The sequence below is a fragment of the Leptospira noguchii serovar Panama str. CZ214 genome, assembly GCF_000306255.2.
Classification (GTDB): domain Bacteria; phylum Spirochaetota; class Leptospiria; order Leptospirales; family Leptospiraceae; genus Leptospira; species Leptospira noguchii.
In genome coordinates this window covers 42,501-55,487 of record NZ_AKWY02000013.1, presented here as the reverse complement: position 1 = coordinate 55,487, position 12,987 = coordinate 42,501, and the positions used below count along the sequence as shown (strand labels likewise).

Genomic DNA, 12,987 nt, shown 5'->3' with positions numbered 1-12,987 from the left:
GAGTCACTCGACCAAGCAGATCGTATTTAGTTTCTGTAATGTATGGACCCTGTGTTTCAGAAGGTAACGGGTTTCCTGCGGAAGTCGCAAGGATCGTGCGAATTTCTTTTTTGACACGACCGAGTTTGTCGTAGCTAAAGGTTTTGGTTTGATTTCCGTCTTCTACGCGCACAAGTTTGCCAAGTGCATTCTCGCTTCCCGAATTTGAGTCATATGTATATTGGATATTTCCTTCCGGAATCTGTTTGGTCGTAATTCTTCCAATTCCGTCGTAACTGAGGGTTGTCGTGACTCCTTTCGCGTTTGTGCTTGAGGTTAGATCTCCGAATGCGTTGTAAGTGTAGGAACTCACACCCAAGTCCGGATCACTTTCCGCTCTTAATTTCCCAAATGCGTCGTAACTCCAATAGGTTTGGTTCCTTCCACTCGTGTCTTTTGCGGGTATCGCTGCACTTGGATTTGGGCAACTCATCAAACTTGCGTCGTTGAGATCGGACTTCTTGATTCTGTTCCCTGCGATGTCGTAACAAAATCCAATCTTCGCTGCGGTTCCGTCATTTCCAAAGTCTTCTACGTTCTTCGAGTGATTAGTCGTTAGTAAATAGGGCGGCTTTCGGAGAAAGATCGTTTCGTGTCTTAGTGTTTCATTGTATTCAACATTGCTACTTTGTTCGAGTTTCTCCGAAACCGGGCTCTCGGCTCCAGTCAATAAATTGAAAGAAAGAAACGTGATACAAATGATTACCCTCATTTTCAATTTATTGACTCCGCTTCGATCCCTGCCGCGGGGATTGTGAGTCCGCGTTTTATTGGCATTCGAATTTGCTTTTTTAGTTCTTGCGAGGCTCAGGCTCAATTTCTTCCAGAAAATCTAAAAGTGATTCTTCCCAAATCGTATCATTCGATCGTTTCGCGACATCAATCGAGTAGAGTAACGAATTGATTATACATTTTTTATCTATTTTTTTAAGAATTCTCAAGATTCTTTCTGAGCCTGGCCAATTTCTATCTTGTAACCAAAGTAGTATTTTTTCTGTGTACTTTTCTAGACACTTCGGGTCTATGTTTTCTAATACTATTGAGGCATTTTCCCAATGCCATTTAGTAAGAGGGAGAATTAATAATTCAATTTCTTCATCCGTACATTTGAGCAAATTAGTAATTGCGTTTTTTTGAATGTCATCCGGTAAGCTCCAGTCCAAATTTTGTAAATTTTGAAAAATTTCATTTTGATCCATTATTAGTTTTTGCGAGTCTCAGGCTTCCCCGTTAACAGAAAAATCAAAACAAAATTCATCATCGATATTAACCTTCACATTCATATAATTGCTACCACCATCCAATGAGAAGAAAAGGTCATCTTCCCAGTCTTTCCGAGTCCATGTCGAAATCGACTTAGCAAAATTTATATAGACAATTCGTTTACCTTGTGATTGTATTCCGACATATTGTCTTTTATAAAGATTTAAGTTATTTAATAATTTTGGATCGATAACGCGTAAGTAGTTCTTAAAAATTTTTTCAGCTTTTTCAACATTAGCAGCTGTTATTGTTATACCATTATATGGATGTCGAGCATATTCAATAATCTTAACTTGATCTTTCTGAAAAATATAATTTTTTATTTCTAATCTTTTATCTTTTGAATTAATGATATGAAATGATACGAAAAAATAGCTAATCACTAATATAACTTTAGAAATATAATTCATATAAACTTCCCAATTTTGTCTTAAATTATTTAATAGGCTGCTCTTAATTTCAAACCGTTTTCCTTTCTAATCATATTTTCAGTTATATCTCCTTTTTTTGTATAACCTTGACCAAGGCCAACGGTGCGCATATCTTCCTTTGTAACAAGGTCTCTATATTTTTTCTTGTCACTAGTAGAAAATTTTTGTTCGACCAAATCCATATTAACCGTTCCTTTTATAAAGTGTTCGCCATGGATTAATTCATGTGCAAGTCCGATTTTTTTGGGCCGTGATTCAAATTTAATTGATCCGTCTTTTTGTGAAGTTGCAATTTGTGGGCTGTATTTCGGGTTATATGCAATTACTGCATTGCTTCCCTTTCCATTTTGCGCGTTCTTCCTATCAGATGCATCCGATCCATTTTCACGATTTGTTTTCTTGATAGTTATAATTTTATCGCTATTTACTAATCCACTAATAAGTTTATTTCCAAACGGTTTTGTAGGTAATTCTATTTTTTGAGATTTTGCAGTTGCCTCTGATTTTATACTCACTGTTCCGGTTTTATCTATATTTACCTTTGAACCAGAAAGATCGCTAAGATCTTTTATTACTTCTTTTTTATATTCATCGTTACCTGAAATAACTAAAGTATGCCCAGTCGGATCCTTCGCCCCAATCGGATTTCCCTTCACATACGAGAACCGGTTCCAACCTTGCGTATCAAACTCACCGTCAATGATCGTATCCGCACTTGTAAACCTAGCAATCCCGGGATCATAGTATCTCGCATTGTAAAAGTAAAACCCAGATTCTCTGTCTAACTCCTGAGAATTGTATTTCGGAGAAAAGTTTGCATCCCCACGTTGAACAAATGTCTCTCCATACGGCTGGTATTGGATCTGAGAAAGGGTATTCCCCTCATCGTCTAACACGTGCGAGACGGAGTCTACTTGATCGGTCAGGTAATACGCAAGAGCACCAGCCTCGTTCATGGCAGCAATACGAACACCGTTTAAGTAGATATTGTTCACCGAAGTAAGGACATTCTCGGACTCAATAAACTCAAGACCATAGAACTTGCTCGGGTAGAGAATCTCTACATTCGTGAACTGATTGTTCTTTGGCTCCAACGCAGATCTTCGAATTCTAAAACCACCGTCGTCATACCAGTAAGTTCCCAAAATCGCATTGTTTCCGTCTTGGATCTGAGTAATTCGATCTTGAGAATCGACTTGAATCCGCTTGGTTAAATCCTTTGCGTTGTCTCTTTGTCTTGTCAGATTTCCATTCGCGTCATATTGCAAAGTGAGAGTATCAGCACCTGATTTAGAAGAATCAATGTTCGTCACTTGGTGGTTAGAATAAACATAGCTCCATTCGTCTGTGATGTTCCCATTCGCAGGATCATGAATCCGTTTTGCAGTCAAGTTTCCATTCTTGGCATAGTCAAAAGATTGCTGAAACCTTCTCGAAAGATTTCCCTCTGCAATCCCTAAATAACTTCCATTAGCTTGTGTGAGTCGACCGATTCCGTCATACCCGTAGTCATATTGAGTGTTGAAATCGGTTGTTGTATTAGAGATATTTGTAATGTTGTTGTTCGGATTGAAAGAATACACCGCATCTTGGAGAACTTTTGTGTTTCCATTTACATCCCCGGAAGAGTTGAGTCGGACCATTCTCCCTTTCACGTCGTAGCTGTAGGAGGTTGCAATTCCGTTTCCAAGTGTAAATCCTGCGGTCTGCCCGAATTCATTGTAGTTGATGTTTTCTACGATGTCCTTGCTGCAATATCCGGGTAGAATTCCGTTTGTGTTCACTTGAACGGAGATTCCTTCGATATATCCTGCACTACCGTATTCATAACAAGCTCGCATTCTTCCGTGGGATATCGGATGTTCCGGATAATCGATACGAGTCACTCGACCAAGCAGATCGTATTTAGTTTCTGTAATGTATGGACCCTGTGTTTCAGAAGGTAACGGGTTTCCTGCGGAAGTCGCAAGGATCGTGCGAATTTCTTTTTTGACACGACCGAGTTTGTCGTAGCTAAAGGTTTTGGTTTGATTTCCGTCTTCTACGCGCACAAGTTTGCCAAGTGCATTCTCGCTTCCCGAATTTGAGTCATATGTATATTGGATATTTCCTTCCGGAATCTGTTTGGTCGTAATTCTTCCAATTCCGTCGTAACTGAGAGATGTTGTAATTCCTTTTGCATTGGTGCTTGAGGTCAGATCTCCAAACGCGTTGTAGATGTAGGAACTCACACCTAAATCTGGATCACTTTCGGCCCTTAACTTACCAAATGCATCGTAACTCCAATACGCTTGGTTCCTTCCACTCGTGTCTTTTGCGGGTATCGCTGCACTTGGATTTGGGCAACTCATCAAACTTGCGTCGTTGAGATCGGACTTCTTGATTCTGTTCCCTGCGATGTCGTAACAAAATCCAATCTTCGCTGCGGTTCCGTCATTTCCAAAGTCTTCTACGTATTGAATCTGTCCTCTTGCATCCTTTACGATTCTCTTGCTTGTTCCAGAACTGTGGTTTTCTGTCGTTTCAAATGCAGAGTTGTAGTTTGTTGTGATCGTCGTCGGAGAAGTTTCTCCCTGGGCAAGCGGCAACGTCGTCTTTTTGATTCTTCCAATCGGATCGTATTCAAAAGAAGTTAGATTTCTTTCTTCTAAATGTAAAACAAACTGGTCCATCTCTCCGGAACTCGCCCAATTACTTTGTCCTTTACGAACAAGTTTTCCGGTTCCGTCATACACAAGTCTTCCGGTCAAAACATAGTTGCCGTTGGACGCACTTTTGACTGTATAAATGTTCCGACCCATTCCGTCGGTATATGTGCGCGACGCAAAGTCAGGATCTCCCGTTCCAGTCGGGAAGGTTGTCTTTGCAGAAAGTGGAAACCCTGAATCGTATTCGTAGTTCGCAGTTGTGTGAGTTCCCACATCCGTGTCGGCACTCGTCCGAATCAGTCTTCCAAAATTGTCATATTCAAATGTGCTTTTGTTTCCGTTTGGATCTGTGGTTGTAGCGGGAAGTCCAAACGCAGGCCCATATCCGATTTGGTGGTTTGTGCTGAATTGGATACTTCCACCGAATTTTGTCTCTTGAACTACAAATTGGTGCAGTTCATTGTCATACGTGTAGGAACTCCCACGGGCCGGACTTGCGGAAGTGTCCTTTTCAACAGTTTGATTCCCGTGGTTGTCGTAGTCATACTCGGTTGTGTGAGTTCCCACAGGTGAAAGCCCAGTTCCGGTGTAGGAACTCACACGTTTTGTAAGATTTCCACGACTGTCGTAACTCAAGAGAGACGTAATCTCGTGGGAACTCCCACTGTTGGCAACAGAACGAGTCGCTCTTCTTTGATTGGTCGTATCATCGGTTTCAAAATCAGTAACGTTTGCAGTGGTCGTAACTCCATGCACAGAATCACTAAAATGATCCGTAACGCTCTCCGTCTTCCGACTGATCTTCGTTCCACTGATTACAATGTCGGAACTCTGTGTTGTCGTTCTTGCTCCACTTAAGAATTTTTCAATCTTTGCAGGAACAGATAAATACCCAGAAACCCCGATGCCGTATTGGATCTGTTTTACATCGTATGTTGTCTGAACTGTGCCGTAATCGTTGTTGTCGTTCCCGGTAATTCTTGTTTCTTTCTCTGCTCCAGCCAATGCTCGGTTCATGAGGAAATCAGAATACGGTGTCGTATGATACAGATGGGTTGTCCTTTCACCATACGCTTCTTTGACGGTAAACTCACTGAATCCAAAGTAATCGGTTTCTTTTTTGCCGTTTAAAAATCCAGAGAATGCAAATCCATTCTTGTATTCGTAGTTCTTTGTGATTCTATTCGAGAACCCGTCGTTTAATGTTACTTTGGTGCAAACACGATAGCTTGTCGGTAAGTCCGGTATATCGTCCTCTCCCGTATTGTCAAACTTCGTGGAATTGGTATATTCAAATTCGTAAATCCCTCCGATTCCATTCTTTACTCTTTCGATGATGTCAGGAACACTTCCTGTAGAAAGTGCAAAGTACCATGTGGGTTCTTTCAAATGAAAGATTCCGATGTCTGTGAGTCCGTCTCCGTTGTAATCCCCTTGGATCCATTGGAATACATACACTTGGGAGATGAGGTCGGGACGATCCAGAGTTTTGGAAATGACGTTAGACGAAAGTGATACGATCTTGCTCTGTGTTAAGTCATACAGTTTGTCTTCTCCGCCAGAGATAACAATCGGATTTCCGCTATTGTCAAACTGATCGCTGAACAAAACAGTCCCTGCGTTGTATACGGTTTTGGTTACGGATGTCGCGTTAACTTTAATTTTGCTAAACGAAGTTCCGTTGTCTAAGGTCTTTCCGAATACGATCGATCCGTCAGAAGTGAGCGCATATACAATCCCTGCGGGACTTGCGGAATTGTAATCCGATGTTGTAATCGGAAGCGCGATGTCTCCCGCCAAACGTTTGAATTGAATCTGTGTTCCATTGATGGTTCCCAAATACCATTTGTGAACTGTGGTCCTTCTGTCGACTAATGCAAGTTGGGCCTGTGTGGTCGTGAATTTCCCCGAGAAAAGACTGAACTCTTTTCTGCGTTGTCTGTTCTCACTGGTTCCTGCTTGGAAGAGATCGTTTAAGTCGGTCGCAGTCAGATCTCCTGCAATCGTTAGAACTTTGGTTCCACCCAGTCCCGACAATACAAACCTTGCAGTTCCGGATGAGGTCTGATCATCCAAAACTAACACAGACTGAGATGTATTATTCTCAAAATGATCGACCACGTAGCCGCTGTTCAATGGATCAAACTTGGTCACATCTGTATCCGTGAACGTAGCTAAATTAGAAATATCAAATGTAGTTCCGTTTGTGTTTTTGATTACAAAAAACTGATTCGTGCTTCCTTGTTTTTTGTAAAAGAGGACTTCGTCTTTTGTGTTATTCGTATATCGATCCGGTTTTCCACCAAAGAGGGTTGTGATTCCTGTCCCTTCCGGGTTCAAAGATGTATTGACTCTTTCTGTGAAGGCAGTTCCGGTCTTGAGATCCCATGAGTTTGCCTTTCTGTCAAAGATCAAAAGCTCGGGAGAAGCAGAACAATCATCCTGAGTAAAACATCCCGGAAATACGAGTTCTCCTTTCCCAAAATTTAGATTTCCATCATATTTGTAACTCAGCAGAATCGTCTTTGTGTTGTTGGCCAATACAAAACTCGCTTTACTCGATTCTACTTTCACCTCGTCCTTAGGAAGAGGAGTTTTCATAATTCTGTCCTGATCGGGACCATAACTCATATCGCTGTAGATTTTGTATCTAAATCCGTTTAACGTGGATTCTCCGATCCAAAACTTACCGTCGTTTGCATTGTAGAATCCGATGTCGCTCCTACCGTCTCCGTTGAAATCCCCTTGGAGCCATCTTGTTATCGGTTTGAACTGAGGGGTTCTAGACCAGATTCGGAAGTTGATTGTCCCATCTCCTGTTTCTCCTAACGTCCATTCCCCATTACTACGATCGAATATTAGAAAGTCTGAAAATCCATCTCCATTGAAATCTCCGCTAAATCGGTCATGTCCGAATAACGCCTGTTCTGGAGCAGTAAATACCTTGTAGAGTTTCCATTGCATTTGGAAGTAAACGGAATCATTCTTGTTTGGATTGCGATGATTCTCTCCCACGAACCACTTTCCGGATCTCGAATCATACAAGGATATGTCCGTTCTTCCGTCTCCGTTGTAATCTCCCACGAGAAAGTTTACCTTGTCGTGATCTTTTCCCGGTTTTGTGGAATCATTTGTGCTAACGCTATCTAAATTAGAATCTGGAGTATAATCATTTCTGAATACATTCTGAAATTTTTTGCTAAATCGAAGAAACTCAAAACTTCCACCTTTGTTGAGCATGAGAGTCCATTGACCCGTAGGTTCATCGAACAAGACCGAATCCGAAAGTCCATTTCCGTCGTAATCTCCCGCAAACCATTCCATCCGGAAGATGTCCGGAATTCCACTCATGAGTCTGCCATACGACTTGAATTGAAACACACGTCCGTCGTGTTCCGCTACTACAAAGTCTCTGGTTTCCGGCAAGTAGAATGCGATATCACTTCTCCCGTCTCCGTTGTAATCTCCGCTTACATTCCCTTTGAAGAATCGGATCTTTTCGTTTGTATTGTATCCTTGATAACGGTTTGCATACAGTTTGAAGTTGTATCCTCCTTCTTTTCTGCCTTCTGCCGCTTTCCAATTTCCTGACTTCGGATTAAAAAATAAAATATCAGAAATCCCGTCCCCGTTGAAGTCTCCTTCAAAATATTGAGTAGAGTGGAGATCATCCTCAGTTTCGGATGAAGTTTGATTCACAACATTCTGCCAGATCAGATAACGATTGGATGTTTGGTATTCAAATTCAGGTCTTGTTGTATGTTTACTCGATTGGATGTTCTTCAGTCGTTGTCTTCCGGAATCGGAAGAGGTTTCATATATGGGAGTGTATTCCCAGAGTTTACCGCTGTTGTCCCATCCGACTTCGATTCTTTCGAGCAGTTTGTCCATCTTCATGAGAAACCCAGGTGTTGTGGTTACGTAGTTATCCTCTCTCCCTTTTGTGAAAAACTTTACGTATTGGCGTGCGGACAGACCGCTTTTTATATTTCCAGTATATCTAATTTCTTTTAAATATAGATTTCGCTTTTCTGAATATTCTGAATTGTCGTAGCCGGCTTGGAGATAGTTTCCATTTTTGTCTTCGGTTTTGGAAAGATACCAACTGTAGGTTTGACTCGGGATCGCAGGATTGAAGATTCTACTCGCATTACTTTCTCCGTAGGTTGTTTTTGTTCCGGAAGAATCCAATACTTCCCAAATTCCACCGCTCTCTATATTCGTTAATTTTAATACGACCAAATCCTCGCTTGCGATCTCTGGTCTGTACGTTCCATTTTCGTTTGTCGTTCCACCCGCTACTTTGACGAGCTTTGTTCCATTCCATGTAAAGCTGTCTCTTGCATCATAGTAGAGGGCTCCATACTCGGGTGTTCTTGTGATACTTCCAAGTCCTAAACTCCATCCCACTCCGAGCCATCCGTCTCCTTGGGTCGAAGAATAACTCAAGTTGAGTTTGGGTTCGATTCCCGCTCTTCCTGCGGGTGTATGAATCGGATACGAAAGACTTACGTTTCCGTAGTGACCCATTTCAGGGGGTGCAATGAATGCGGCTCCTGCGAGAGGTTCCGCTTTTGTGTCAGGATCGTCGATCGCCTCACTGTAGTTTGTGGAGATGGAGAAGAGGTCGCTTCCTTCCGGTGCGGGAGCACTTCCAGGGCTTCCACTTCCCACTCCGCTACCTGAGGAAGGAAAGCTTGTTCCCGGGACGAGTCCTGCAAGAGCCATCCACCAGTTATTGGAGTTTCTATGTTTACCGGGAAGTAGCCCGCAAGTCATTGTCGTGCTGACAAGTATGAAAGAGAATAGTAAGATATTAGAATATAGGAATGCTTTGGTGGTTGGTTTTTCGGAATTTTTCATTTGTTTTTTTCTTTTTTGCTTCGGTCTTATTTTCGATTCTTATTCTTTGTTTCACAGTTTCATGCGGCACAGAAGCCCAGAGCCGTTAGTCGATCGACTTATGACGTTATGCCTTTCGTTTCAAATGAAAAAGGCAAAGAAACATTCAAATTACAAAAGATTCATTTTACTATGAAAAAAATGAGGCTTGTTGTGGCGATATTAAATCCGAAAAAAGTGATTTTTGTTTGGAATCAAATTGAATGAAAACACAAGGGCCAAAAGTAAGAATTTAGTTTGTCACCGAATTTATGCACAATTGAATCAACGTGAGTTCATTATCTGATTTCGGACAAAGTTTATTATCCGGTTTCGGATGGACTCAAGGATTTACTGATGCCATGAGAATATGCATCCAAATTGGTAGTAAAGATCACTAAGATTCTGATTTTTCGAAGAAAACGGAATGTTAAAAATCACTTCGGGGCCCAATAATTGAATTTGGTAAAGGGGAAGAGCGATGAATAATCAGTTTTCGATTCTTTTCGGAGATCGTTTGAAACTGGATTCTTTTTAAAAAATGTCATTTACACAATATTCCTGACAACGCCTAAAGATTTAAATCAAATATTTCCTGAAATCATTAGAGAAAATTTGAATTGAAAAAATTAGATCAAACACTCCGTTCATGTTTATAACAAAAATTGTAAGTTGTCAAGATACTTACTTTTAGCTAACGTCTTAGCATCGAAAGAAAAGCATATATCGGAGTTTTTCCAAAACAAAACTGCTTTGATATGAATGTTCCTTGAATACCTTATGATTTAATCAGATAAAAAGTTATTTTATCCTTTGTCACTCCGGTTTCAGCCTAATTTGTAGGTTATTCTCAGTATCTGATTTATACGCCAGATCAATTCTTTACTGTTTGGTAAGTTACAAAATTCGGATTATGTCCCCTAAGATTCCGAGATCCGAAAGAAATCAGCCTGTTCTAGTTAAGTTTTTTTGCTAGGTATCATTGAAATTTCTTCAAAGATTGATATAGACGATTTTCCTCTAAAGGTACCGCTGAACTGCTACCTTCAAAAGACATTGTTTGCTCTTGAACTGCGTCAGCGACAATTTGATTGTTATTTAAATCTAAGATTGATTCTCCGATCAAAGGGACGCCTGGGTCCAAAATCCTCATCATAGAACTTGAATCATCAAATTCGATGTTAGGAAGATGAGTTTGAAAAATATGGGATCCGTAAAACAACCGAAAAATAATTATCGGAATACTTTTATCTTTCACATCAATTCTTTGAAAGATGGACGCTTCGAGAAAATCTGTCACGTTATCAATAAAATAAGAAAAAACTAATGGAAAGAACATTCCTCCAGTGGATTCAAAATCAGAATTGATTAAGAATTTACGTGTAGACTCGAATTGCGTGGAGCTTGCTTGAGGTAATAATGAATATGCAATTTTTACAAGACATTTAAAGGCAGCATAAGGGATATGAGGTTTTTTGAGAACAGTAAATTTTATTAGTTGTTTTTCAAAATCTACACTTACATGATCCGAAGTTGGATCCAGCCCGATAAGCATAGAGCTATCCCCATTTTCTCGAATAAAGAATTTATTCTTATCCTGATTAAATTCTGGAATTCCATTCTTCCCTTTTGTAAATTTGAGAGTTCTTTCTATACCTAAATAGTTTGCAAAATGATTTTCTACATGTTTATCGAAAAATTCATTGCACTTATCGCATTCAGATTTTGAGCGAAATAGTTTGTTGCCTAAGAATTCTGGAATAGGATGTGCAATTTTTTTAAATGTCGCATTTGGCTTTTCTTGTAAGCAAAATCTACATTTTTCTTTTTCTTCTTTCAGAATATAGAGAGGACGCTGGTTTTTTAGATTACCAGGAACATGATAAGAAACGATTTTCCGATATTTTTTTGTAAATTCTGTCACTTTTATTTTTTCAAATATTATCTAATGGATAAATAACAATGCAATAATTTAAAGAGCTAAATATTTATACTCGACCTAAGTTAAATGTTAAATTATAATTTTCTTCAATAGCGTATAAATTCCCTAATTGAAATTTTAATTTAAGTTTAATGCTTTGAATCTTTACTCCTAATTTTTGTCTAATGGCTTTTTCGTAAATTTTAGCATTGGATATAATTTCTTTCTCTATATCTCTTATATGCGATTTAAATTTATCTGATTCCATGACGGCATTTATGCTGGTACCTGAAGTTGTGTAACCGCCTCCTGGTGGGGCAAATATCTTACCATTAATTTTTGTAAATAATAGGCCACCAGCTTTTCTAATTTTATCTCGTTCAGAAGCACTAATTTCTTCAATATCTTGAAGTTTGACTTCCCAATGCCTGATTGTTTCCGGCCAATTCCTCTGTAATGTTTCTATCAAATTATTATCACTCCAATTTCCGTGATTGATAACATCAATGAGAAATGCGGTAGAATAAGTAAAATGAGCGAATAATAAAGGTGAAGTCCTTTGAACAAATCCATTTCGCTCAGAATTCAATCCTAAATGTAAGTGATAAATTCCCCAATCATTAAGCAATGGATCATTCTTTTTAACGTCTAACAATTGAGAACTTTGATGGCTATTAATATTCGCTCCTTGTCGTATGTTTTCTTCCAATTCATGTAATCCATTTAGGTAATCGGACGGACATTGAAAAATGTCTGATTTAAGTATGTTCCTCGGAACGCTGTCAATCAATCTATGCTGAAGTTTGAAATATGAAATGAATATCGCGTCTCCTGATTCCGGTACATTCTTATAACCAGCCTCTATCATTTCATTTTTAAATTGAATTTCAAGATCCGCAATGAAGTCAGAATTAATTTTCATTTAAATGCAGCTTTATGCTATCATAATTTTATGCAGTCATATCTAAAATTAAAATTTTAGATATTTCATAATATTTCCACATTCAATTTAAATATTAAGATTAGAGTGGAGATACATTTATCTCAAATTTTTTCGATTTGAATAAACATGAATGGTTTGGAATGTTATTTCTGGGTTTAGTAATCTAAAAATAATGAATGTTTAATTCTTATTATTATAAAATTCTATCAGAAAATCTTCGACTTTTATCAATATAAATTTATATTCACTCCTTAGTTATACAGGCGGGAAGAATGTCAGCAGTAAATAAGGTAATAGAACTAAATAAATACCGAAATAAGCATTCAAGGGATTCAAAATATCCTTTGCAAACTGAAGGTTCCTTTTTTGGAAAGGGACTCACTGACGAGACTATGATGGAACTTTCGAAACGATTCTCAAATCCAAGTAGCGAAATGGAACATCGTAACCGCTGTCTATTCCTGGTAATGTCAACTACCGGAATGCGAGCCAAAGAGGTTGTATCTCTTCGATTTAGCAACATTCTAAAGGCGCCATCCGGTGAAACTCTTGTCAGTTATATCCGAAAGGGTGGAAAAGTATCTTACTCAGTCATTTCGGACAAGGTTTTAAATAGCCTAAAGGAATATCATAGCCTATTTGATTCAAATTCGGATTATTTTTTCCTTTCTTGCCCAGGACGAAACAGGGCTCCTCGAAGACCGTTGTCCACAAGAGGATTGCAGAAAATAGTCAATTCTTGGAATGTTCTAACCTGCCTTGGAAAAAAAATTCATCCTCACTCACTGCGTCATTCACTTGCCCAAAAGCTAATGGACACTGGAGGAGGACATTTCTGTTCTCGTGTGTTAAATCATTCTT

The 12,987-nt window shown here is 39.2% G+C and carries 6 protein-coding genes and 1 pseudogene (1 of these 7 cut by a window edge); 1 reads left to right on the top strand and 6 read right to left on the bottom strand.

Translation table 11 applies throughout. The features are described 5' to 3' along the window. From LEP1GSC059_RS05150 to LEP1GSC059_RS05125, 6 genes and pseudogenes are all read right to left on the bottom strand, one after another. A pseudogene (locus tag LEP1GSC059_RS05150) lies at window positions 1-751 on the bottom strand (hypothetical protein); the annotation flags it as partial. Window positions 752-830: 79 nt separating this feature from the next. Then, on the bottom strand, window positions 831-1,238 hold the full coding sequence (locus LEP1GSC059_RS24030) for a DUF5071 domain-containing protein (RefSeq protein ID WP_017214279.1): 408 nt from the start codon (window positions 1,236-1,238) through the stop codon (window positions 831-833). A gap of 18 nt (window positions 1,239-1,256) precedes the next feature. Further along, a complete protein-coding gene (locus LEP1GSC059_RS05145) occupies window positions 1,257-1,712 on the bottom strand; it encodes a hypothetical protein (RefSeq protein WP_017214278.1) in 456 nt (151 codons plus the stop codon). Between the two features lie 29 nt (window positions 1,713-1,741). Next, complete coding sequence (locus LEP1GSC059_RS05140) at window positions 1,742-9,244, bottom strand: SpvB/TcaC N-terminal domain-containing protein (RefSeq protein WP_036057099.1); 7,503 nt, start codon at window positions 9,242-9,244, stop codon at window positions 1,742-1,744. A 997-nt stretch (window positions 9,245-10,241) separates the two neighbouring features. Then, window positions 10,242-11,186 carry an HNH endonuclease gene (locus tag LEP1GSC059_RS20700; protein ID WP_017214274.1) on the bottom strand — a complete coding sequence of 315 codons (945 nt, stop codon included), beginning with the start codon at window positions 11,184-11,186 and terminating at the stop codon, window positions 10,242-10,244. Between the two features lie 64 nt (window positions 11,187-11,250). After that, window positions 11,251-12,105: a hypothetical protein gene (locus LEP1GSC059_RS05125; protein ID WP_017214273.1), complete on the bottom strand. Its 855-nt coding sequence runs from the start codon at window positions 12,103-12,105 to the stop codon at window positions 11,251-11,253. A gap of 293 nt (window positions 12,106-12,398) precedes the next feature. Between LEP1GSC059_RS05125 and LEP1GSC059_RS05120 the strand changes: the two genes are divergently transcribed. Further along, window positions 12,399-12,987, top strand: partial view of a tyrosine-type recombinase/integrase gene (locus LEP1GSC059_RS05120; RefSeq protein WP_017214272.1) — the 5' portion only. Its footprint extends 77 nt past the window's final position; only the first 589 of its 666 coding nucleotides appear in the window; its start codon is at window positions 12,399-12,401; its stop codon lies beyond the right edge, outside the window.

Coding starts and splice junctions, on each gene's coding strand:
- LEP1GSC059_RS05145 (WP_017214278.1), bottom strand. CDS start 1,712: ATGAATTATATTTCTAAAGTTATATTAGTGATTAGCTATTTTTTCGTA.
- LEP1GSC059_RS05125 (WP_017214273.1), bottom strand. CDS start 12,105: ATGAAAATTAATTCTGACTTCATTGCGGATCTTGAAATTCAATTTAAA.
- LEP1GSC059_RS24030 (WP_017214279.1), bottom strand. CDS start 1,238: ATGGATCAAAATGAAATTTTTCAAAATTTACAAAATTTGGACTGGAGC.
- LEP1GSC059_RS05140 (WP_036057099.1), bottom strand. CDS start 9,244: ATGAAAAATTCCGAAAAACCAACCACCAAAGCATTCCTATATTCTAAT.